The sequence below is a fragment of the Cellulosimicrobium sp. Marseille-Q4280 genome, from assembly GCF_943181405.1.
Classification (GTDB): Bacteria; Actinomycetota; Actinomycetes; order Actinomycetales; family Cellulomonadaceae; genus Cellulosimicrobium.
On the sequence record NZ_CALPBY010000005.1, the window covers coordinates 102713 to 124262 of the forward strand.

The window sequence follows — 21550 nt, forward strand, 5'->3', positions numbered from 1 at the left end:
GCCCCCGCCTCGGCGGTCTCGGTCCGACGGTCCTGCCGCTGGACGAACGAGGTCACAGCCCCGTCTCGCGGTAGAACCCCTCGATGTGCTCCGCCACGAGGCGCTCGGCGAGCGCGCCGTCGCCGGCGGCCACCGCGTCGAGCACCGCGCGGTGCTCGACCCGCAGGCGCTCGGCCGTCCGCTCCCACGACGCCAGCCCGGCGCTGCCCGCGGCGACGTAGGACTCGATCGCACCCCGCAGCCCGGTCATGACCGCCTCGACGAGCACGTTGCCCGCAAGACGCACGAGGACGAGGTGGAACGACGCGTCGAGCTCGCGGAACGCGCCGGCCGAGAGGTCCGGGGAGTCCATGCGGTCGAGCAGCGCACGCGCCTCGGCGAGCGCTTCCGCCCGGGCCTCCGTGACCTCCGCGCCCCCCGCCACCCCCGTGGCGTCCGTCGCGTCAGCGGCGGGCGACGGCACCGAGCGCCCGGCTGCCTCGCGCACCGCCCAGGTCTCCAGCAGCACGCGGGTCTCGACGACGTCGCGCACCGCGAGCGTGCCGGACGCGACGTGGAGCCGCACCGCGGCCCCGAGCCCGGCGGCCGGCCGGTCGACGACGGTCGCCCCGGCGTCGGGCCCCGAGCCGACCGCCGTGCGGACGATGCCCATCGCCTCGAGCACGCGGATCGCCTCGCGGACCGACGACCGCGAGACGCCGAGCTCGTCGGCGAGCGCCCGCTCGGCGGGGAGCCGCTCGCCGAGGGCCCAGCGCCCGCCGGCGAGGTCGGCCTCGATGCTCGCGAGGACGCGTTCGTGGGTGCGCACAGGGTCAGCGTAGGCGCTCGGGCGCACCCGGGCTGGCTGTGGTCGGACCACATGGTCTACGGTGGCGCGGTGTGGTCCGACCACACGTCCCGTCACGGCCCTCAGCGGGTCCTCGTCGGCTCGTTCCTCGCGCGCCCCGGGTGCCGGGAGACGAGACTGGACCGAACCGCCTCTCCCCCGGAGCACCGATGCGCATCGCCCTCGCCGCCACCTGCATCGGGGACGTCATGTTCCCGCAGGCGCCCCGTGCCACCGCCCTGCTGCTGGAACGCCTCGGGCACGAGGTCCACGTCCCCGACGGCCAGGCGTGCTGCGGGCAGATGCACGTCAACACCGGGTACATGGCCGAGGCGGTGCCGGTCGTGCGCAACCACGTCGAGGCGTTCTCGCCCGTGCTCGACGGCGAGTGGGACGCGATCGTGGTGCCGTCCGGGTCGTGCACGGGATCGATCCGCCACCAGCAGGGCATGGTGTGCCGCCGCGCAGGGCTGGAGGCGCTCGGGAAGACGGCCGACGCCGTCGCGGCGAAGACCTACGAGCTGTCCGAGCTGCTCGTCGACGTGCTCGGCCTGACCGACGTCGGCGCCTACTTCCCGCACCGCGTCACCTACCACCCCACGTGCCACTCGCTCCGGATGCTGCACGTCGGCGACAAGCCGCTGCGGCTCCTGCGGGCCGTCGAGGGGATCGACCTCGTCGAGCTGCCCGGCGCGGAGTCGTGCTGCGGGTTCGGCGGCACGTTCGCGCTGAAGAACACGGAGACGTCGACCGCGATGCTCGCCGACAAGATGACGTCCGTGAAGTCCACCGGTGCCGAGGTGCTCACGGCGGGCGACTCGTCCTGCCTCATGCACATCGGTGGCGGGCTCTCGCGCATCCGGGCCGGCGTGCGGACCCTGCACCTCGCCGAGATCCTCGCCTCGACACGCGTGTCAGGTCCACAGGTCACCGGGGCGTCCTCTCGCCCTGACACGTCGGGGGCGAACGCCACCGTGTCAGGGCCACGCGTCACCGGGGCGTCCTCTCGCCCTGACACGGTCGGGGGTGCGCGATGAGCCGGAGCACGTTCCTGGGCCTTCCGGTGCCGCGCCGGTCGGCGTCCGGTGCCCGCACCCTGCCCGACGACGCCGCTCGCCCGGGCGACCACGGCACCTCCACCGGTGCAGGGGCGGCGTCGGACACGTTCGGCGACGTGCCGCACCCCGACGAGCCGCTGCGCTGGGGCGACGACTTCCCCACCGCCGCGCGGCAGGCGCTGCAGAACACGCAGCTGCGCCGGAACCTCGCGCACGCGACGTCGACGATCCGCGCCAAGCGTGCCGCGGTGGTCGGCGAGGTGCCCGACTGGGAAGCCCTGCGCGACGCCGGGTCCGCGATCAAGACCGACGTCATGGCGCGCCTGCCCGAGCTCCTGGAGGAGCTGGAGCGCAACGTGGTGGCGCGCGGCGGCGTCGTGCACTGGGCGCGCGACGCCGACGAGGCGAACCGCATCGTCGCGGACCTCGTGAAGGCCAAGGGCGTCGACGAGGTCGTCAAGGTCAAGTCGATGGCGACCCAGGAGATCGGGCTCAACGAGGCGCTCGCCGCCGAGGGGGTCGCGGCCTACGAGACCGACCTCGCCGAGCTCATCGTGCAGCTCGCCGACGACATGCCGTCGCACATCCTCGTGCCCGCGATCCACCGCAACCGCGCGGAGATCCGCGAGATCTTCCTCGAGCGCATGGGCGACGCCCCGCCCGACCTGTCCGACGTGCCGCGCGAGCTCGCGATGGCCGCGCGCGCCCACCTGCGCCGCAAGTTCCTCTCCGCGAAGGTCGCGATCAGCGGAGCGAACTTCGGCGTCGCGGACACGGGCACGCTCACCGTCGTGGAGTCCGAGGGCAACGGGCGCATGTGCCTCACGCTGCCCGAGACGCTCATCACGGTCATGGGCATCGAGAAGATCGTGCCCACCTACACCGACCTCGAGGTGTTCCTCCAGCTCCTGCCGCGCTCGTCGACGGGCGAGCGCATGAACCCGTACACGTCCCTGTGGACGGGCGTCACGCCGGGCGACGGCCCGCAGGAGTTCCACCTCGTGCTGCTCGACAACGGGCGCACCGACGTCCTCGCCGACGAGGTGGGCCGCGCCGCGCTGCACTGCATCCGCTGCTCGGCGTGCCTCAACGTGTGCCCGGTGTACGAGCGCGTGGGCGGGCACGCGTACGGGTCGGTGTACCCCGGCCCGATCGGCGCGATCCTCACGCCGCAGCTCACGAAGTCGTCGGGCGGCCTCTCCGGTCATCACGACCCGAACGCGTCGCTCCCCTACGCGTCGACGCTGTGCGGCGCGTGCTACGAGGTGTGCCCGGTGAAGATCGACATCCCGTCGATCCTCGTCGAGCTGCGGGCCCGAGAGGTCGACGCGGACCGCGGCGGTCTGCCCACCGGCTGGGGCGCCGCGATGAAGGCCGCGTCGTTCGTCATGTCCGACGCGCGGCGGTTCGAGCTCGCGGAGAAGGCGGCGGTGCTCGGGCGCGTGGTCGCCGGGCCGAAGGGCCGCATCTCGACGCTGCCGCCGCCCGCCAGTGCCTGGACCCGGTCACGCGACCTGCCCGCGCCCGCGAAGCAGACGTTCCGCGACTGGTGGCGGACCGAGCACGTCGCCCCGCCGGGCGCGGGATCCGCCGGGACCGTGGCTGCCGAACCGGGGGTCGCGCGTCACGAGGACGCACCGTCCGCTGCCGAACCCGGGGTTACGCGGCAGGAAGAGCCTCCCGTGCCGCGCAACCCAGGGTTCGGCGAGGAGGGTGGGGCCCGATGAGCGCGCGCGACGACGTCCTGGCCCGTGTCCGCGCCGCGCTGGTCCCGACCGCGAGCGGCAGCCCGGTCACCAGCAGCGGCCCGACGGCGGACACCCACCCGGGTCCGGTCGGTGACCCCGCGGCGTCGGTCACCGACGTGCCGCGGACGTACCGGGCGACCGGTGAGCACGCGCCGGGATCGGACGCGGCGGTCGAGATCCTCGTCGACCGGCTCGTCGACTACCGGGCGCACGTGCACCGCGCGGCGTCGCCGGAGGAGGTCGCGGGGATCGTCGGCGAGCTGCTCGCGGAGGCGCGCTCCGTCGTCGTGCCGCCGGCGCTCGACGACGCGTGGCTCGCCGCGCTGCCCGCGACGGCGGCCCGCGTCGCGGACTCGCGAGAGGACCCCCGGACCGCCGACGAGCTCGACGCCGTCGACGCCGTCGTGACGGCCGCCCGCGTCGCGATCGCCGACACCGGGACGATCGTGCTCGACGGCGAGCCCGACCAGGGTCGTCGCGCGATCACGCTCGTGCCGGACCTGCACGTGTGCGTCGTGCGCACGGACCAGGTGGTGCACACCGTGCCGGAGGGAGTGCGGCTGCTCGCCGAGCACCCCGAGCGCCCGCAGACCTGGATCAGCGGCCCGAGCGCGACGAGCGACATCGAGCTGTCCCGCGTCGAGGGCGTGCACGGCCCCCGCACGCTCCACGTCGTCCTCGCCTCGCCGAGGTAGTACCCCGGTCACCGAGGTAGTACCGCGGTCGCCGACCGGGGTACTACCTCGCAGGCTGGGGTACTACCTCGCGGATCGCCGTACTACCTCGCGGACTGGGGTCCTACCTCGCGGATTGCGGTACTACCTCGGGGGCTGGGGTACTACCTCGCGGCCCGACGGCGGTGGCGGACCTCCGCGAGGACCGTCGCCAGGCGCTCCGGGAAGTCGGGCGGCGTGCCGGCCGGCAGGTCGTCGACGGGGAACCACGCGACGTCCTCGCTCTCGTCGCTCACGGTCGTGCGGGCGACAGGATCGGCGAACGCGACGAACCCGACGTCCCAGTGCGTGCGGCACGCGCCGAACGCCGCCGCGAGGTCGTGCCGGTGCACGTCGACGGGCGGCGCCGGAGCGGGGAGCTGCCCGGCGTCGTCCGGCTCGTCCGGCTCGAACGGCTCGAACGGCCGCAGATCGGCGAGCCCGCTCTCCTCGCGCGCCTCGCGGTACGCGGCGCCGGCGAGCGTCGTGTCGCCCGGCTCGACGTGCCCGCCCACCTGGACCCAGAACTGTCCCTTGCGGTGGAAGCACAGCAGCACGCGCGACAGGTCCGGGCTGAGCACGAAGCAGCTCGCGGTGAGGTGCTCGGGGCCGCCGTCGCGCCGCACCGCGTCGGGCCGGGCAGCGTCGGCGCGCGCCGCGTCGGGCCCGGCGGCATCGGGCCCGGCGGCATCCGGCCGGGCGGCGTCGTCCCGGACGAACGCGACGTACTCGGCCGCGAGCGCCGCCTGCGCGGGGTCGGTGGGGTGGAACCCCTCCAGCCGCCGCAGGGCGTCGAGCGCGAGGACGGCAGCAGGGTCGGGCGAGGTCATCCGCGCAGGCTACGTCGAGATCGCCGAGAAGTGACCTTCCGCCCCGGATCTGGGCAGATCCAGGGCGGATGCTCACTTCTCGGCGCGGTCGGCACGCCTGGGAGAATGGGTTCCCGTGACTGCCAGCCCTCCTCCCGACCCGACGGACGTGGACCCGGCCGACGCCGGCCCCGAGGCCGCGCTGTTCGACGTGCCGCCCGGTTCGCGCGAGGTGCCGACGCGCGTCGTGCTCCTCACGGGAGCGTCCGGCTCCGGCAAGACGTCGCTCACCCGGCGGCTCGGGCTCCCGGTCGTCGCGCTCGACGACTTCTACCTCGACCACGACCACCCCGGCCTCCCTCAGCGGTTCGGCATCGTCGACTGGGACGACCCCCGCAGCTGGGACGCGGACGGCGCGGTCGCGGCGCTCGTCGAGCTGGCGCGCACCGGGCACACCGACGTGCCCGTCTACGACATCCCGACGTCCCGCCGCACCGGGACGACGCACGTCGACGTCACCGGGTCGCGGGTCGTGCTCGCCGAGGGCATCTTCGCCGCGGAGATCGTCGCGAGGTGCCGCGAGGAGGACGTGCTCGCGGACGCGATCTGCCTGCGCCGCCCGCGGCTCGTGTCGTTCTGGTTCCGGCTGCTGCGCGACCTCGCGGAGATGCGCAAGCCGCCGCTCACGCTCGTGCGACGTGGCTGGGCGCTGCTGCGGGCCGAACCCGGGCTCGTGCGGCACTGGGTGTCGCTCGGCTGCCGGGCGCTCACCCCGGCCCAGGCCGAGAAGGAGATCCGGGCGCTGCTCTGACGCGTCCGGAGGACGTCAGCGGTCGACGAGGCTCACGACGGCCTCCCGCGGACCGCCGCACTGCTCCCGGTCCGGGTCGACGAGGCGGAACCTCGGCTCGACGGTGCGCACCTGGACGACGGAACCGGTCCCGACCTCCGTCACGCGCACCTCGACCTCGTCGACCTCGCCCGCGCTCCCGCGCCACACCGGCCCTTCCGGTTCCTCGTCCTCGCCGACGGAGCAGTCCTCCGCGGCCGGCGGGCAGGACACCTCCACCGCGTACCGGTCGCGCTCGGGCCAGCCGTCGAACAACCGCACCGCGAGGACGGACCCGTACCCGACCGGCGCACACGGCGCCGGGCGGGAGCACCCGGCGACGGCGAGCGCCACCAGGAGCAGCACGGCGAGTGCTCGCGCCGGCCTCACGAGAACGTCCTGAGCGGAGCGCCCGGTGCCGACGTCGGAGCGGTCCCCACGACGGCCGTCGCGCCGATCTCGTCGTCTCGCACCACGCGCGCGTCGAGCCCGGCGCGCTCGAGGATCCCGACGGCGCCCGGTGCCTGCCGCTCGCCCGACTCGGTGAGCAGCGATCCGCCCGGCGCGAGCCATGCCGCGGCGTCGGCGGTGACGCGACGCAGGACGTCGAGGCCGTCCGCACCGCCGTCGAGCGCGACCCGGTGCTCGTGGTCACGCGCCTCGGGCGGCAGGTGCGCGATCTCGTCCGTCGGCACGTAGGGCACGTTCGCGAGCAGGACGTCGACCCGACCGCGCAGCGCCGCCGGGAGCGCATCGAACAGGTCGCCCGCGGACGCAGTCCCGCCGACGGGCGCGACGTTGCGCGCCGCGCACGCGACGGCGTCCGGGTCGACGTCCGCCGCGTGGAGCTCCACCGGCGTCCCCGCGACGGCGGACTCGGTCGCGAGCGCCAGACCGATCGCGCCGCTGCCGCAGCACAGGTCGACGACGAGCGGCCTTCCCCCGTCCGCCCCGCCCAGGGCGCCCGACGACGCGCGGCCGACCGGGCGGCGTCGGGCCAGGAGCGCGAGCGCCTCCTCCACGAGGAGGCCCGTGCGGCGCCGGGGCACGAAGACGCCCGGCGTGACGTCCACGCGCAGCCCGCGGAACTCGGCCCAGCCGAGCACCTGCTCGAGCGGCTCGCCCGCGACCCGGCGCGAGACCAGGGCGTCGAGCGCGGCGTCCGACGCCGCGGCGTCGAGCAGGAGCGCCGCCTCGTCCTCGGCGAAGACGCAGCCGGCAGCGCGCAGCAGCGCGACGACGTCAGGCCGGTCGGTCGCGTGCGCACCCATGGCCGAGGACCCTACCGGCCCGCCGGGCCGCGCTCACCCCACGGTGACCCATTCCGACCGCCAGGGCTGCGGCTCGAACGGCTCGGCCCACTGTGCGGTCTCGTGCGCGATCCTCCCGTCGCGCAGCTCGAAGACGAACACCGTCTCGAAGACGGGCCCGTCGTAGTCGAGCCGTGCCATCAGGACGGCCAGGTCGCCCGAGACGAGCACGCGCCACGGCGAGATGGTCGGCAGCTGCGGGAACGCCCCGTAGACGCCCCTGCGGTTCTCGGCGCCGACGACCTTCTCGCCGGACTGCGGCCAGTCCATCACGGCGTCGTCGTGGAACAGCTCGTCCATGACGCTCACGTCGCGCGCGTTGATGCACTCGACCAGGCGCCGCACGACGGTGGCGTTCTCTTCCTCGTGGCGGTCCAGCGGTGTACCGCCCGGACCTGTCGCGTCGACCATGGCCGTCCTCCGTCCCGCGTCTGCCGCGGACGTCGTCCGGACGGCGGCGAGCTGAGCAGGCGCACCTCTCCTCACGGCCATCGTCCTCCCCGGGGCGGGTACCGTCCACAGCACGCGGGACGGCACCCGCCACCGGGCCGCACGGTGCGTCGACCGTTGCCCGTGCGGTTCCCCGTCAGGCGCGGAGCAGCGGGAGGAGCTGCTCTCCCTGCCTCTCGATCTCGCGCAGGTACGGGGTGTCCGAGAGCACGAAGTGCGTGACTCCCAGGTCCTGGTACCGGCGCAGCGACTTGGCGACGTCCTGCGCCGAGCCGACGAGCCACGTCGTGCCGGCTCCCCCGCCGCCGAACCGCCCGGGCGTCGTCCACAGGTTCTCGTCGAGCACCTCGCCGCGCGCGGCGAGGTCGAGCAGTCGCTGCTGCCCGACGGCGGTCCGCCGCCCACGGTCGCGCGCGGACCACGCGTCCCCCTGCGCGGCGCGGTCCGCGAGCTGCGCGACCTTGGCCTCGGCGTCGGCCCAGGCCTCCTCGGTCGTGTCGCGCACGAACGTCGTGACGCGCAGCCCGAACTCGAGCGGTGCGTGCTCGCGGCCGAGCTCGGCGCTGAGCCGCTCGAGCCGGTCGATCCGCTCGGCGACCCCGTCGAGCGGCTCGCCCCAGAAGAGCTGCACGTCGGCCTCCGTGGCGGCGACCTGTTCGGCCGCCTCGGACGCGCCGCCGAAGTAGAGCCGCGGGTGCTTGCGCTCTCCCCGGACCACCGGTCGCGGCCCGAGCCGCGACCCGGTCACGGAGAAGTGCTCGCCCTCGTAGGTGACCTCCTCCTGCGTCCACAGGCGCCGGACGATCTGCAGGAACTCCCGCGTGCGCGCGTAGCGGTGCGCGGGATCCGCCTCGCCGTCCCCGTACGCCGCTTGCCCGTCCGACCCCGAGACGATGTTCACGAGCAGCCGGCCACCGCTCAGGTGGTCGAGCGTCGCGGCGGCCGACGCGAAGTGCGCCGGTCGCCAGAACCCCGGCCGGATCGCGACGAGCGGCTTGAACGTCGTCGTGCGGGCGGCGAGCGCCGTCGCGACGGTGAACGTGTCGGGACGGCCCCAGCTCGTCCCGAGCAGCGCCCCTCCCCAGCCGTGCCGTTCCAGCGCGAGCGCGTGGCTCGTGAGCGTGTCGAGGCTGTTGTGGTCCTCGACCGCGTCGTCGCCGCGGTGCCCGGGACGGACCTGGTTGGGGACGTACCAGAGGTGCTCCGACGCGCCGCTCATGCCAGGGATCCAGCGAGATCCGGGATCACGGGCGCGGACACGTCCGTCGTCGGTGCCGACGCCGCCGCGTACCGGTTGGCGGGACGGTCGAGCCCGTAGTGCTCGCGCAGCGTCGTGCCCTCGTACTCGTCGCGGAACAGGCCGCGCTCGCGCAGCACGGGCAGGACGTGGTCGACGAACTGCTCGAGCCCCGACGGCAGGACGGCGGGCATGATGTTGAACCCGTCGGCGGCCTCGGCGTCGTACCAGTCCTGGATCGCGTCGGCGACCTGCTCGGGCGTGCCCGCGAACGTGCGGTGGCCGCGCCCGCCCCCGAGCCGCCCGATGAGCTCGCGCACGGTGAGCCGCTCACGGCGCGCGAGCTCGACGACGAGCGTGTACCGGCTCTTCGCCCCCTCGATCTCGTCCTCGGACGGCAGGTCGGCGGGCAGCTCGCGGTCGAGCGGGAGGTCCTCGGGCGCGAGGCGCAGGGTCTTCGCGAGCTGGGCGCGCGCGTACTCGGGGACGATGAGCTCGTCGAGCTCGCGCTCCGCGGCGAGCGCCTCGGCCTCGGTCGACCCGATGACGGGGACGATCCCCGGCAGGATCTTCACGGTCCCGGGGTCGCGGCCCACTGCAAGGGCCCGCGCCTTGAGGTCGGCGTAGAAGTCCTGGGCGTCGCCCAGCGTCTGGTGCGCCGTGAACACGGCCTCCGCGTACCGGGCCGCGAGGTCCTTGCCGTCGTCGGACGACCCGGCCTGCACGACGAGCGGCCGCGCCTGCGGGGACCGGGGCGTCGTGAGCGCGCCGTGCACCGAGAAGTGCTCGCCGACGTGCCCCGGCGCGTGGATCTTCGTCGCGTCCGCCCACACGCCCGCCGCCTTGTCGGCGAGAACCGCGTCGTCCTCCCACGAGTCCCAGAGCGCGAACGCGACCTCGAGGAACTCCGCGGCGCGCTCGTAGCGGACCGCGTGGGCGGGCTGGTCGTCGAGGCCGAAGTTCCGCGCGATGTCCGGACCCGCGGTCGTCACGACGTTCCAGCCCGCACGTCCGCCCGAGACGTGGTCGATCGACGCGAAGCGCCGTGCGAGGTTGTACGGCGAGTTGTACGTCGTCGACGCGGTCGCGATGAGCCCGATGCGCTCGGTCACGGTCGCGATCGCGGTGAGCACGATGAGCGGGTCGAGCGAGCCCGACGGTCGGCGTCCGACGTCGGACCGCAGCCCCGGCCCGTCGGCGAAGAAGATCGAGTCGAGCTTCCCCGCCTCGGCGGTCTGCGCGAGCCGCTGGAGGTGCGCGATGTTCGTCGACGTCCAGGCGGGGTCGCTCTCGGGGAGCCGCCACGACGCCTCGTGGTGCCCGGTGCTCATGAGGAACGCGTTGAGGTGCAGCCGTCCGGGGCGGTGGCCGTCGCGGCCTGCGGCGCGCGGGACGCCGGCGGAGCCGGTGAGGGGGGTGGTCATGCGGCGTGCTCCTTCGAGTCGGCTCCCCGGTCGACGCCCAGGGCGTCGAGGAGCTCCGTGCGGATGCGGGCGAAGCGGGGGTCCGCGGCATCGCGCCGCTCCCCCGGTCGGTAGCTGTCGGCGACGCGGCGCTCCCGGGCGATGCGGCCCTCGTCGAGCACGACGACGCGGTCCGCGAGGACGATCGCCTCGTCGACGTCGTGGGTCACGAGCAGGACCGCTGGCCGGTGCCGGGCGCACAGGTCGCGCAGCAGAGCGTGCATGCGGATGCGGGTGAGCGCGTCGAGCGCGCCGAACGGCTCGTCGGCGAGCAGGAGCCGCGGGGAGCGGACGAGCGACCGGGCGAGCGACACGCGCTGCTGCTCGCCGCCCGAGAGCTGGTTCGGCCACGCCCGCTCGCGGCCCGCGAGGCCGACCTCGGCGAGGCTCGCGCGTCCCGCCTCGCGCGCCGCGCTCCGTGACCGGCCCCGCGAGGTGCCGTCGAGACCGAGGACGACGTTGTCGAGCACGCGCGCCCACGGCAGCAGGCGCGAGTCCTGGAACACGACCGACACCTGCTCGGGCACGACGACCTCGCCCGAGCCGGCGACGTCGTGGTCGAGCGCCGCCAGCGCGCGCAGGAGCGTGCTCTTGCCCGACCCGGACCTGCCGAGGATCGCGACGAACTCGCCGTCGTCGACCGTGAGGTCCAGGTCGTCGAGGATGCGCTTCTCGCCGTACGACCGCACGAGCGAGCGGACCTGCACGGCGGGACCGTCGGACGACGGGCCGGGGAGCACCCCCGGCGCCCGGTCCGTCCCGGTGCCCGACGGCGTCCCGGTCAATCCTCCAGCGTGCGTCGCCATGACAGCACCTTCCTCTGCAGGAGGCGGACGCCGAGGTCCGCCGAGTAGCCCAGGACCCCGTACACGACGAGACCGACGAGGATGATCTCCGTCTGCCCGTACGTGCGCGCGAGCTCCATCATGTAGCCGATCCCGGCGGTCGCGTTGACCTGCTCCACCACGACGAGCGCGAGCATCGACCCGGTGACCGCGAAGCGCAGCCCGAGGAAGAAGCCCGGCAGCGCGCCGGGCAGGATGACGCGGCGCACGAACTGGCGCCGCGAGAGCTGGACCGTCTCCGCGAGCTCGACGTACCGGCTGTCGATCGCCCGCAGGCCGTTGTGCGTGTGCAGGTAGATGGGGATGAAGACGCCGAGCGCGATGGTGATGACCTTCATCTCCTCGCCGATCCCGAACCACAGGATCAGCAGCGGCAGGAGGGCGAGGTTGGGGATCGCGCGCTTGACCTGGATCGGACCGTCGAGGACGGCGTCGCCCACCCGGCTGAGCCCCGCGGCGAGCGCGAGCGCCACGCCCGCGACGATGCCGAAGGAGAGACCGAGGGCGGCGCGCGTGAGCGAGACCGCGAGGTGCCCGCCGAGCCTTCCGTCCGCGACCAGCTCGCTACCCGTCGTCAGGACCGTCCACGGGGCGCTGAGCACGCGCGGGTCGATGAACCCGGTCGCGGACCCGACCGACCAGACCCCGACGATCAGCGCCACCCCGACGAGGGCGGCGAGCGGGATCGGACGGCCGAGCCCGAGGCGCGTGCCGCGCGGGCGCACGTCCGTCACGACCGGTGGTGCGTCGACCTTCGGGACCAGCAGGTCCGCCCGGTCGACGACGGTGGCGCTCACCGGTCGCCCCCGCCGTCCGCCGTCGCGGCGGCGGCGGCCTCGCCCGCGACGGGCCCGAAGCGCTCGTCGAACAGGTCGGCCGCGGGGAAGGGCTCGCGGTCGAGCTCGGTCGCGAGCAGGTCGATCGTCGCCTGCGTCCGCTCGATGCCCTCGGTGAGGTCCTCGGGGACGTCCGGCACCGGCGCGTTGTCGATGAGGTACTGCGCGTCCTCCTCGCTCAGGCCCTGGTCCTCGACGTAGTACCCCTGCTTCCACTCCTCGGGGTGCTCGAAGACCCAGACCTTCGCCGCCGCCCACGTCTCGACGTACTCGCGCAGCGCCGCGGCCTTCGCCGGGTCCTGGACGACCTCCGTCGGCCCGTAGAGGTGGGACGCGTCGTCGCGCAGGTGGTGCTTGACGGACGTCGCGCCGTCGGCCTCGTACGTCTCCAGGTAGCGGTAGAGCTGCGTCCCGCCAAGCGGGGCGATGTCCACCTCGCCCGCGGCCAGAGCCGTCGAGTACACGTCGCCCGTGCTCGGCAGCTCGACGAGCTCGACGTCGTCCTGGGTCAGACCCGCCTCCTGCAGGGCCTTGAGGACGATGGCCCCCTGCGCCTGGCCCGGGCTGAAGGCGATGCGGTGGCCGCGGAAGTCCTCGAGCGCGTCGAGCTCGACGCCGGGCGCGCCCGCGAACTCGTAGATCGGCACGTCCTCCCAGTTGTCGCGGTAGACCGAGGCGTAGATCTGCACGTCCAGCCCGGTCCACGTCGCGTGGATCGGCGGGATCTCGGCGACGGCGCCGATGTCGAGCGAGTCGGCCCGGAACGCCTCGGTCGTCGCGGGGCCTCCGGAGATGTTGGCCCACTCGACCTCGAACGAGAAGTCGCCGTCGAGCTCGTCGCCCGCGAGCTCGATCGCCTTCTGGGTGGTCGGGTCGCCGATGCGCAGGACCGTCCCCTCCGGGACCTCGGTCGGCAGCTCGGCGTCCGGGGCGAGCGCGCCGGCAGGGGCGTCGCCGGACGCCTGGGCGGCGCTGCACGCGCCGGTCGCGAGGACGGCGGCCAGCGAGAGCGCGGCGAGGGCGGCGGTGCGCGACGAGGTGCTCGGGCGGTCGGCGTGCGGCGGGACGGTGCGGTGGTGCTGGGTCATGTCAGGTCCTCTCGGGGCGGGTCTGCGGACGCGGCGGTACGCGGGTCGTGGGAGCGCTCGAGAGGGCGACAGCGGAGGGGTGCGACAGTCGGCGTGGTCGTCGTCATGGAGCACGACGCTAGAGAAAGCCGACTAGATCAGTCCAGTTTGTTCTGAGGGATGGGCCGTTGTAACGCTGCGTGAACGCGACGGGCGCGACGACGGCCCCGGCCCTCCCGCAGGAGGTCCGGGGCCGTCGTGGTCAGGCTGTGCCGGTCGAGCCGGTCGAGCCGGTCAGGCGTCGCGCGTCAGGCGCGGCGGGAGCGTGTCACTCCGCGCCGGCCTGCAGCTCGCCGGTCGGGGGCAGGTCCCGCACCGAGACGCCGGTCGGCGCGTCGAGCGCGGCGGCCGCGCCCACGCTCACCGGGCCGCGGTCGTGCTCGCCCTTGGAGACACCCTGGAAAGTGAACTCCCCGAGCAGGCCCTCGCCCTCGGCGTCGACCAGGACGATCTCGCCGGCCTTGAGCTCGCCGAACAGGATCTTCTCGGACAGGACGTCCTCGATGTCGCGCTGGATCGCGCGGCGCAGCGGACGAGCGCCCAGGACCGGGTCGTAGCCCTTCTCGGCCAGCAGACGCTTCGCGGCCGGGGTGAGCTCGATGCCCATGTCCTTGTCGCGCAGACGACCGTCGAGACGGGCGATCATCAGGTCGACGATCTGGATGATCTCGTCCTGCGAGAGCTGCGGGAACACCACCACGTCGTCGACGCGGTTGAGGAACTCGGGCCGGAAGTGCTGCTTGAGCTCGTCGTTGACCTTCGCCTTCATGCGCTCGTACGACGTCACCAGGTCGCCGCCGGCGTTGAAGCCGGTCTGGACGCCCTTGGCGATGTCCCGCGTGCCGAGGTTCGTGGTCATGATGATGACGGTGTTCTTGAAGTCCACGACCCGGCCCTGCGAGTCGGTCAGGCGACCGTCCTCGAGGATCTGCAGGAGCGAGTTGAAGATGTCCGCGTGGGCCTTCTCCACCTCGTCGAACAGGACGACCGAGAACGGCTTGCGCCGCACCTTCTCGGTGAGCTGGCCACCCTCGTCGTACCCGACGTAGCCGGGGGGCGAGCCGAACAGCCGCGAGACCGTGTGCTTCTCGGAGAACTCCGACATGTCGAGCTGGATCAGCGCGTCCTCGTCCCCGAAGAGGAACTCGGCGAGCGCCTTGGCCAGCTCGGTCTTCCCGACGCCCGTGGGGCCGGCGAAGATGAACGACCCACCGGGGCGCTTCGGGTCCTTGAGGCCGGCACGCGTACGGCGGATGGCCTGCGACAGCGCCTTGATCGCGGCCTCCTGGCCGACGACGCGCTTGTGCAGCTCGTCCTCCATGTGGAGCAGCCGGCTGGACTCCTCCTCGGTGAGCTTGAAGACCGGGATGCCCGTGGCCATGGCCAGGACCTCGGCGATCAGCTCCTCGTCGACCTCTGCGACCGTGTCGAGGTCGCCCGACTTCCAGGCCTTCTCCTTGTCGGCGCGCTTCGCGGTGAGCTGCTTCTCCGTGTCGCGCAGGCCCGCGGCCTTCTCGAAGTCCTGCGCGTCGATCGCGGACTCCTTCTCGCGCCGCGCCTCGGCGATCTCCTCGTCGAGCTCCTTGAGCTCCGGCGGGGCCGTCATGCGGCGGATGCGCAGGCGCGCGCCCGCCTCGTCGATCAGGTCGATCGCCTTGTCGGGCAGGAAGCGGTCGTTGATGTAGCGGTCGGCGAGCGTGGCCGCGGAGACGAGCGCGGAGTCCGTGATGGACACGCGGTGGTGCGCCTCGTAGCGGTCGCGCAGGCCCTTGAGGATCTCGATCGCGTGCGTGAGCGACGGCTCGGCGACCTGGATCGGCTGGAAGCGACGCTCCAGGGCCGGGTCCTTCTCGACGTGCTTGCGGTACTCGTCGAGCGTCGTCGCGCCGATGGTCTGCAGCTCTCCGCGCGCGAGCATCGGCTTGAGGATGCTCGCGGCGTCGATCGCGCCCTCGGCGGCACCGGCACCGACGAGCGTGTGGATCTCGTCGATGAACAGGATGATGTCGCCGCGCGTGCGGATCTCCTTGAGCACCTTCTTCAGGCGCTCCTCGAAGTCGCCGCGGTAGCGCGAGCCGGCCACGAGGGCGCCCAGGTCCAGCGTGTAGAGCTGCTTGTCCTTGAGCGTCTCCGGGACGTCGCCACGGACGATGTCCTGCGCGAGGCCCTCGACGACGGCGGTCTTGCCGACGCCGGGCTCGCCGATGAGGACGGGGTTGTTCTTGGTGCGGCGCGACAGCACCTGCATGACGCGCTCGATCTCCAGCGCGCGCCCGATCACCGGGTCGAGCTTGCCCTCGCGCGCAGCCTGGGTCAGGTTGCGACCGAACTGGTCGAGCACGGCGGAACCGGACGGCTGGCCCTCGGTGGGGCCGCCTGCGGCGACGGGCTCCTTGCCCTGGTAGCCCGACAGCAGCTGGATGACCTGCTGGCGCACCTTGTTGAGGTCGGCACCCATCTTGGTGAGCACCTGGGCTGCGACACCCTCGCCCTCGCGGATGAGGCCGAGCAGGATGTGCTCGGTGCCGATGTAGTTGTGGCCGAGCTGCAGCGCCTCGCGCAGCGACAGCTCCAGCACCTTCTTGGCACGCGGCGTGAACGGGATGTGCCCGCTCGGGGCCTGCTGGCCCTCGCCGATGATCTCGGTCACCTGGGTGCGGACGCCGTCCAGGGAGATCCCGAGGGACTCCAAGGCCTTGGCCGCGACGCCCTCGCCCTCGTGGATGAGGCCGAGGAGGATGTGCTCGGTGCCGATGTAGTTGTGGTTGAGCATCCGCGCCTCTTCTTGGGCGAGGACGACGACCCGACGGGCTCGGTCTGTGAATCTCTCGAACATGTGCTGCTCCTCACGAGCGGCCTACACCTGCGCACCGACGTCCCTGGCCTCCAGGAATCGCCGAGTACAGCCTGACCGCATTGACTCTATGCGGTCCGAACGAGGCACACCCCCTCCGTATGCCGTTGTTCGCCAGGGGCGTGATTGAGGGGTCACGCCGTGACCTGCGGGTGCTCGCGCCGCGGGTCCGGCGCGTCTCCTCGACGCCCGGCAGGGACGACACGCGCCCCGGGCGTTGACCCGGCCCCTCCGCGGCGGCAGGCTCGGGGTGCGGCCCCCGCACCGGCAGAAGGGTGGGCGATCATGACGCACGGACCGGACCAGCAGCCCGAGGAGCCGACCGCGCGCCGCGAGCACGGCGCCGTCGGACGTCCCGACGGGACCCCGGCGACGTGGGAGCAGGTGGTCGACCGGTTCCACGGCGTCGTCGCCGAGGTCGCCGACCCGCTCACGTGGGGCCTCGACCTCGACGAGGAGACCATCACCGGTGTCGGCGACGGCACCCACGACCTCACGGACGAGCGGTTCCTGCGCTCCTACGTCTCGTTCTCCGGGGAGACGCTCGACGTCGAGACGCTGCGCGTCGTCGCGGCCGACGACGAGCAGTCCGCGGAGATCCTGCGGACCGCGCTGAGCAGCGCGCTCGCCGCGCCGCTGCACGCCGACTCCGCGGACGACGACTTCCTCGACTCCTACCAGGAGTACCGCGCGGCCATGCGCTCTATCGTCGAGGAGGTCGACGCCGCATCGCTCTCCCGCGCGCCGTTCGTCGTGGACGGCGCCGAGGTCGCCGGGCTGCACGCGCGGGTGCGCGACAGCGCCGCGGTGTACGTGGTGGTGGAGGACCGGGCGGTCGTGATCGCCGGGCCGGGCGACCTGCTGGAGCGGGTCGACGTCGTGACCGCGCCGTTGCGCGCGATCCTCCACGGCGAGGACCACGGCGAGCTCTGACCGGTTACGGGACACGGAGGTGGCGCGGTGCGCGGGGTGATCGTCGGTGTGGACGGGTCCGAGGGGTCGGACGAGGCGCTCGACTGGGCGCTGCACGAGGCCGCGTCGCGCGGGACGCGCCTCACGGCCGTGCTCGCGTGGGACCCGGGACGTCACGCCGGCCGCGAGGACACCGGTGACGAGGACGCTCGGGGCGCCCGTCGGCGTGACGCGGTCGCCGGCTGGGTCGAGGCGGCGCGCGAGCGCACGGGGCTCGGCGCGGCGGACGTGGACGTCGTCGCGACGGAGGTCCGCGGCAACGCCGCGACGTCCCTGCTCGCGCTCGCCGAGGGCGAGGGTGCGGCCAAGGCCAAGGTCGAGGTAGAGATCGACGGCGGCAGCGACGGTGACGGTGACGGTGACAGCAGGGCCGAGGGCGGCCCCGCCGACCTGCTCGTGGTCGGTCGCTGCGGCCGCGGCCGGGTCAGCCGCATGGTGCTCGGCTCGGTGCCGTCGGCCGTCCTGCAGCACGCGACGGTGCCCGTGACGGTCGTCCGCGGCACGACCGCGAACCGGGTGGGGCCCGTCGTCGTCGGGGTCGACGGCTCCGCGACGTCGGTGCACGCGCTGCGGCACGGGGCGGACGTCGCCCGCCGCACGGGCGCGACCCTCGAGGCGCTGTTCTGCTGGCAGATCGTCACGCTCGCCCCGCTGCCCGACTCGTGGGGCTGGGCCCCGCCGATCGACGACTACGAGGCCTTCGCCGCCGCGACGCTCGACACCGCGCTCGAGACAGCGGGCGTCGACCTGCCCGACGACCGCGTGGTCCGCACGGTCCGGCACGTACAGGCCGCGAAGGGCGTCATCGAGGCGTCGTCGCATGCGTCGCGACTGGTGCTCGGCAACCGCGGCGTGGGCGGGTTCGACCGCCTCCTCCTCGGCTCGGTGAGCCGGCACGCGACGGAGTACGCGCACTGCCCCGTCACGGTCGTACGCCCGCCCGAGGCGACGCACCCCTCGGGCTCCACGGAACTCTGAACCCGGCCAGGGCTCTCGCTGCTCTCTCGCCTCGCCGAACCACCTGACGAAACTGAACGTCGGAGGGAAGGACTCCCGGGTGCCCGGGCAAGAGGTTGCTTATCGGCGCGGAGTTTTGACTGGTTAAAAGGGTTGTGAAGCCTCAGGCGCGGTGGTCGAGCTCGTCCTCGATCACGGCCTCGAGCTCGGCCGCGCTCGGCAGCGCGCCGCGGGCGTCCGCGGGGCGGCCCTGGTAGTCCGCGACGGCGATCGGCACCCGGGTACCGGCCAGCGCGTACCGCACCGTGGGGCCGGTATTGCCCGTGCACAGCAGGATCCCGATCGTCGGGGCGTGGATCTCGGGCCGGCGGAACTGGTCGTCGACGATCGCGACGTACGTGCCGAGCTGGCCGACGTGGGCGGGCTCGAACGGCCCGATCTTGAGCTCGACGACGACGTACCGCAGCTGCTCGACGTGGAAGAAGAGCAAGTCCACGTAGAACTCGTCCACCCGGTCGCTCGCGTCGTCCGGCACGGTCAGGCGCACCTGGCGCCCGACGAACGCCATGCCGCGACCGAGCTCGAGCATCGTGTCCTGCAGCCGGTCCATCAGCGCCTGCTCGACGTCGCGCTCCGCGATGCGCTCGACCAGGCCCAGGTGCTCGAACACGTACGGGTCCTTGACCAGCTGCTGCGCCAGCTCAGAATCCGGGGCCTCGAGCGCATCGGTGAAGTTCGTCGGCGCCGCCCCGACGGCGCGACGCAGGTCGGCCTTGATCTGGTGCTCGAGCACCGCGCGCGACCAGCCGTACTCGGCCGCACTCGCGGCGTACCAGTCCCGCTCCTCGCGGGTCTTCAGCCGGTCGAGCAGGACCGTGACATGGCACCACGGCAATCGTCCACCAACGTGGTGGACGAACTCCTCCTCCGTCGGCCACGCCTCCGCAGCCCGCGCATGTACAGCAGGTTCGACCGTGACCAGCCGCGCTGGTCGGGGAACTCGCGCTGCAGGTCCGCGGCCAGCGACGTGACGACCTTGCTTCCCCAGCCCGCCGCGCGCTGCCGATCGAGGATGTCGCGCCCGACCGACCAATACAGGCGTAGCACCTCGGTGTTCGCCGCGCGTGCCGCGCGGAACCGCGTCGCGCGCACCCGCGCCTTCAGCTCCGCCAGGAGCTCGGCGTACCCGGCTGGCTCCAGCTCACTCCCCGACGACACCATGCGCGACATCCTGCCGCACCGCGCCCACGGGCCGATCCGCAGTGCGCCGGTGCCTCCCCGACCCTGTGGTGCTGGCTCGATCAGCAAGATCGCGACAGATCCACGACGATCAGTGAGGCCCTGCGCCCGATCACTACTGTGCTCTCATGGGGGATCGACGGCCGACACACGCCGACGTGGAGCTGCTCGAGGCGGAGTTGCGCTTCCTGCGGGCGATCGCGCTTGCACAGACTCGATGGCGGGAGGTCACCGCGGCGATCGCGGCGGGCGAGCCGTTGCCGCTGGCTGACCTGACGCCCGAGCAGGAGAGAGCTGTCCTGAACCTGCAGCTCAGGCGGCTCTCGCCGCAGGAAGGCGAACGGGTTCGTGCCGACATCGCCGCCATGGAGGCCGCCCTGCGACGCTTACGCGCCGGGGGAACCGTGCACGGATCCGGCGTCGACCAGTCAACGCGAGCAGACACTCCGTGTGAGACCCCTGCCGCTGCCCCGCCAGACGGGCGCTGGTTCGCCGTGGCCCCTCGCACGGGCACCGTCTTCAGCCCAGGCCGCGCATCAACCGCGGCGGCGCAACACTGTGAGTCGCGGCCCGACCCGCACGCGGTCCGCCTGATGAACGACTACACCGTGAAATGGCCCCTGTGGCCGGTGTCCAACGGGGCGGCCGAGGAGATGAAAAGCCTGCTCGACGAAGGGCTCGCGACGCGACTTCGCCAGTGGGCACAGGTCTTCAACACCCACTACGACCACGTCGACGGCTGGGTCGACCCAGCTCTCGCCGCCGAGCATCGCGCCGAAGCCGACCGCCTGCTCGCCGCGCTGCGCGCGGCGCTGCCGTCACCGTGGACGGTCACCCTCGACTACTGGGAGACGAACGGCGCTGACGGTGACGACCGAGGGTCGAGGAGAGCACCACGTGGTCCGAATCGGTCAGATACGCCATAATGGTCGATATAGGCCAGAAACGGGTGCAAGGTGCGGAGCCACCCGGCTTAGCCGATGAGCGGAACCTCCGGGTAGGCCGCGAACATCGCGTCGGCTCGCGCTAGTGCACCGTCACGGGTCGGGGCGATCGCCGAGCCGAACGAGGCTGAGTCCGGGATGTTGAGGCCGCTGACGCGGTAGTTCAGCTCCACGACGCGGTTGCCATGAACGGTCGCAGCGCGGGTCACGTAGAACGCCTGCAGACCGGCGGCCTGCATCGCCTTGTTCTGGGTCTGCGCAGCGACGGCCATGTCCGAAACGTCTTGCGCAGTGAATGGCCGCGAGGACAGCGACATGATGTCGGTCCATACTCGCTCGGGCAGGTGGGCGGTCGGGTCGACGACCAGGCCTGAGCCGTCGCCGTTCGGGGAGACGTACACGCTCGCACCTGTCGCACGGGTGGCGTCGACGAGGTCGGGAGGAACCGCCGCGCCGAGTCCGGTGGGCGCGACCGGCTCTTGAGCGGGCGACTCGGTGCTCGGGAGTTCTGTGGCCCTCATTTCCGCCGTTGGCGCCGGGCTCGCGCCGGTCGCTTGCGCGCCGACGTCGGGCCCGTTCGGCCCGAGGACCAGGACCGCGCCCACGGCGACCCCCACAGCCAGAACGCCGCAGGCCACCGTGGTGACGATGCGCGTGCGACGGGGCCCCATGGACTCATCATCCCCACCTTTGTCCTCAGCAGGAAGGAGAGGCTGGCTCCGGTGGCCGTCTGGAGCAACTCGCACCTCCCGAGCACGCACCCCTACCAGGTAAGTAGTGCGAGCTGATTGGACGCATGGGCTCGCCCCTCGCGGCGAAGTCCGCGTCTGTGCAGGTCAAGGCACGGTTATGGATACGGCCGACCGCTCGCATCGTCGACGGCTGCGATGATCGTCGCGTGACGACAACGCCGCGGATCGACGACGGTCCCTTCTTCCACGGCACGCGCGCGCGGCTTCGGCCCGGTGACCGGCTCATCGCGGGCCGCGCCTCCAACTATCGGCCGGAGGTCGTCATGAACCACGTCTACTTCACCGCGCTGCGTGACGGCGCGGGCCTCGCGGCGCAGATCGCCGCGATGCTCGGACCGGACGGTGCCGAACCTCACGTCTACCTCGTCGAGCCGACCGGTGCCTTCGAAGACGACCCGAACGTGACCGACAAGAAGTTCCCCGGCAACCCCACCCGCTCCTACCGGACGAGCTCGCCGCTGGCCGTCGTCGAGGAGGTGACGGACTGGGTCCGGCAGACACCCGAGGCGCTGGCGGCCTGGCGGGAGCGAGTCACGGCCATGCGAGACAGCGGCGCCGAGATCATCAACTGACGTGCCCAG

Annotated in this window: 21 protein-coding genes and 1 pseudogene; 8 read left to right on the forward strand and 14 right to left on the reverse strand. The window is 73.1% G+C overall.

Annotated elements, in window-relative coordinates; genetic code table 11:
• Positions 1-52: 52 nt before the first annotated feature.
• Positions 53-808 carry a FadR/GntR family transcriptional regulator gene (locus tag NFS20_RS13775; protein WP_251152371.1) on the reverse strand — a complete coding sequence of 252 codons (756 nt, stop codon included), beginning with the start codon at positions 806-808 and terminating at the stop codon, positions 53-55.
• A gap of 188 nt (positions 809-996) precedes the next feature.
• On the opposite strand from NFS20_RS13775, the gene NFS20_RS13780 reads away from it, so the two are divergent.
• From NFS20_RS13780 to NFS20_RS13790, 3 genes are read left to right on the forward strand one after another with little or no spacing between them, the layout of a single operon-like run.
• Positions 997-1863, forward strand: a complete 867-nt coding sequence (locus NFS20_RS13780) for a (Fe-S)-binding protein (RefSeq protein WP_251152372.1) — start codon at positions 997-999, stop codon at positions 1861-1863.
• Entirely contained in the window at positions 1860-3611 is a 1752-nt protein-coding gene (locus NFS20_RS13785; RefSeq protein WP_251152373.1) for a LutB/LldF family L-lactate oxidation iron-sulfur protein, read from the forward strand. Before NFS20_RS13780 ends, NFS20_RS13785 begins: the two co-directional genes overlap by 4 nt.
• A complete protein-coding gene (locus NFS20_RS13790; protein ID WP_251152374.1) occupies positions 3608-4327 on the forward strand; it encodes a LutC/YkgG family protein in 720 nt (239 codons plus the stop codon). Before NFS20_RS13785 ends, NFS20_RS13790 begins: the two co-directional genes overlap by 4 nt.
• A 143-nt stretch (positions 4328-4470) precedes the next feature.
• Here NFS20_RS13790 and NFS20_RS13795 read toward each other — a convergent pair whose 3' ends face one another.
• Positions 4471-5175: an NUDIX hydrolase gene (locus tag NFS20_RS13795; RefSeq protein ID WP_251152375.1), complete on the reverse strand. Its 705-nt coding sequence runs from the start codon at positions 5173-5175 to the stop codon at positions 4471-4473.
• Positions 5176-5290: 115 nt separating this feature from the next.
• Between NFS20_RS13795 and NFS20_RS13800 the strand changes: the two genes are divergently transcribed.
• On the forward strand, positions 5291-5965 hold the full coding sequence (locus NFS20_RS13800; protein ID WP_353050461.1) for a uridine kinase family protein: 675 nt from the start codon (positions 5291-5293) through the stop codon (positions 5963-5965).
• 15 nt (positions 5966-5980) lie between these two features.
• On the opposite strand, the gene NFS20_RS13805 is transcribed toward NFS20_RS13800, so the two are convergent.
• The 9 genes from NFS20_RS13805 to NFS20_RS13845 form a co-directional block, all read right to left on the reverse strand.
• Complete coding sequence (locus tag NFS20_RS13805) at positions 5981-6373, reverse strand: hypothetical protein (RefSeq protein WP_251152376.1); 393 nt, start codon at positions 6371-6373, stop codon at positions 5981-5983.
• Positions 6370-7254: a putative protein N(5)-glutamine methyltransferase gene (locus NFS20_RS13810; protein ID WP_251152377.1), complete on the reverse strand. Its 885-nt coding sequence runs from the start codon at positions 7252-7254 to the stop codon at positions 6370-6372. Before NFS20_RS13810 ends, NFS20_RS13805 begins: the two co-directional genes overlap by 4 nt.
• Positions 7255-7287: 33 nt before the next feature.
• The gene (locus NFS20_RS13815; RefSeq protein ID WP_251152378.1) at positions 7288-7704 is read right to left on the reverse strand and encodes a nuclear transport factor 2 family protein; all 417 of its coding nucleotides are present in this window, start codon (positions 7702-7704) and stop codon (positions 7288-7290) included.
• Positions 7705-7879: 175 nt separating this feature from the next.
• Positions 7880-8962, reverse strand: a complete 1083-nt coding sequence (locus tag NFS20_RS13820; RefSeq protein ID WP_251152379.1) for an LLM class flavin-dependent oxidoreductase — start codon at positions 8960-8962, stop codon at positions 7880-7882.
• A complete protein-coding gene (locus NFS20_RS13825) occupies positions 8959-10404 on the reverse strand; it encodes an LLM class flavin-dependent oxidoreductase (RefSeq protein ID WP_285821137.1) in 1446 nt (481 codons plus the stop codon). Before NFS20_RS13825 ends, NFS20_RS13820 begins: the two co-directional genes overlap by 4 nt.
• Complete coding sequence (locus NFS20_RS13830; protein WP_251152380.1) at positions 10401-11249, reverse strand: ABC transporter ATP-binding protein; 849 nt, start codon at positions 11247-11249, stop codon at positions 10401-10403. The genes NFS20_RS13825 and NFS20_RS13830 overlap by 4 nt, the downstream gene beginning before the upstream one ends.
• Positions 11225-12085 (reverse strand): ABC transporter permease, encoded by an 861-nt coding sequence (locus tag NFS20_RS13835; RefSeq protein WP_502800819.1) that lies wholly within the window; start codon positions 12083-12085, stop codon positions 11225-11227. The genes NFS20_RS13830 and NFS20_RS13835 overlap by 25 nt, the downstream gene beginning before the upstream one ends.
• On the reverse strand, positions 12082-13212 hold the full coding sequence (locus tag NFS20_RS13840; RefSeq protein ID WP_251152381.1) for an ABC transporter substrate-binding protein: 1131 nt from the start codon (positions 13210-13212) through the stop codon (positions 12082-12084). Before NFS20_RS13840 ends, NFS20_RS13835 begins: the two co-directional genes overlap by 4 nt.
• A gap of 307 nt (positions 13213-13519) precedes the next feature.
• Positions 13520-16087, reverse strand: coding sequence for an ATP-dependent Clp protease ATP-binding subunit (locus NFS20_RS13845; RefSeq protein ID WP_251152382.1), 2568 nt, complete (start codon positions 16085-16087; stop codon positions 13520-13522).
• 303 nt (positions 16088-16390) lie between these two features.
• Between NFS20_RS13845 and NFS20_RS13850 the strand changes: the two genes are divergently transcribed.
• Both NFS20_RS13850 and NFS20_RS13855 read left to right on the forward strand, forming a co-directional pair.
• Complete coding sequence (locus NFS20_RS13850; protein ID WP_251152383.1) at positions 16391-17038, forward strand: hypothetical protein; 648 nt, start codon at positions 16391-16393, stop codon at positions 17036-17038.
• Between the two features lie 27 nt (positions 17039-17065).
• Positions 17066-18055: a universal stress protein gene (locus tag NFS20_RS13855; protein ID WP_251152384.1), complete on the forward strand. Its 990-nt coding sequence runs from the start codon at positions 17066-17068 to the stop codon at positions 18053-18055.
• Between the two features lie 142 nt (positions 18056-18197).
• Here the strand turns inward: NFS20_RS13855 and NFS20_RS22285 are convergent, their stop codons facing one another.
• Both NFS20_RS22285 and NFS20_RS22290 read right to left on the reverse strand, forming a co-directional pair.
• A complete protein-coding gene (locus tag NFS20_RS22285; protein ID WP_353050467.1) occupies positions 18198-18827 on the reverse strand; it encodes a PDDEXK nuclease domain-containing protein in 630 nt (209 codons plus the stop codon).
• Between the two features lie 30 nt (positions 18828-18857).
• Positions 18858-19264 (reverse strand): annotated as a pseudogene (locus tag NFS20_RS22290) (DUF1016 N-terminal domain-containing protein); the annotation flags it as partial.
• 167 nt (positions 19265-19431) lie between these two features.
• Here NFS20_RS22290 and NFS20_RS13865 point away from each other — a divergent pair.
• Positions 19432-20199, forward strand: coding sequence for an immunity protein CdiI family protein (locus tag NFS20_RS13865; RefSeq protein ID WP_251152385.1), 768 nt, complete (start codon positions 19432-19434; stop codon positions 20197-20199).
• A 47-nt stretch (positions 20200-20246) separates the two neighbouring features.
• On the opposite strand, the gene NFS20_RS13870 is transcribed toward NFS20_RS13865, so the two are convergent.
• On the reverse strand, positions 20247-20888 hold the full coding sequence (locus NFS20_RS13870) for a hypothetical protein (protein WP_251152386.1): 642 nt from the start codon (positions 20886-20888) through the stop codon (positions 20247-20249).
• Between the two features lie 245 nt (positions 20889-21133).
• Here NFS20_RS13870 and arr point away from each other — a divergent pair, with 245 nt between their 5' ends.
• Positions 21134-21541 (forward strand): NAD(+)--rifampin ADP-ribosyltransferase, encoded by a 408-nt coding sequence (gene arr / locus NFS20_RS13875; RefSeq protein WP_251152657.1) that lies wholly within the window; start codon positions 21134-21136, stop codon positions 21539-21541.
• Positions 21542-21550 lie beyond the last annotated feature (9 nt).

Coding starts and splice junctions, on each gene's coding strand:
- NFS20_RS13850 (WP_251152383.1), top strand. CDS start 16,391: ATGACGCACGGACCGGACCAGCAGCCCGAGGAGCCGACCGCGCGCCGC.
- NFS20_RS13840 (WP_251152381.1), bottom strand. CDS start 13,212: ATGACCCAGCACCACCGCACCGTCCCGCCGCACGCCGACCGCCCGAGC.
- NFS20_RS13790 (WP_251152374.1), top strand. CDS start 3,608: ATGAGCGCGCGCGACGACGTCCTGGCCCGTGTCCGCGCCGCGCTGGTC.
- NFS20_RS13820 (WP_251152379.1), bottom strand. CDS start 8,962: ATGAGCGGCGCGTCGGAGCACCTCTGGTACGTCCCCAACCAGGTCCGT.
- NFS20_RS13795 (WP_251152375.1), bottom strand. CDS start 5,175: ATGACCTCGCCCGACCCTGCTGCCGTCCTCGCGCTCGACGCCCTGCGG.
- NFS20_RS13810 (WP_251152377.1), bottom strand. CDS start 7,254: ATGGGTGCGCACGCGACCGACCGGCCTGACGTCGTCGCGCTGCTGCGC.
- NFS20_RS13870 (WP_251152386.1), bottom strand. CDS start 20,888: ATGGGGCCCCGTCGCACGCGCATCGTCACCACGGTGGCCTGCGGCGTT.
- NFS20_RS13815 (WP_251152378.1), bottom strand. CDS start 7,704: ATGGTCGACGCGACAGGTCCGGGCGGTACACCGCTGGACCGCCACGAG.
- NFS20_RS13785 (WP_251152373.1), top strand. CDS start 1,860: ATGAGCCGGAGCACGTTCCTGGGCCTTCCGGTGCCGCGCCGGTCGGCG.
- NFS20_RS13845 (WP_251152382.1), bottom strand. CDS start 16,087: ATGTTCGAGAGATTCACAGACCGAGCCCGTCGGGTCGTCGTCCTCGCC.
- NFS20_RS13780 (WP_251152372.1), top strand. CDS start 997: ATGCGCATCGCCCTCGCCGCCACCTGCATCGGGGACGTCATGTTCCCG.
- NFS20_RS13830 (WP_251152380.1), bottom strand. CDS start 11,249: ATGGCGACGCACGCTGGAGGATTGACCGGGACGCCGTCGGGCACCGGG.
- NFS20_RS13825 (WP_285821137.1), bottom strand. CDS start 10,404: ATGACCACCCCCCTCACCGGCTCCGCCGGCGTCCCGCGCGCCGCAGGC.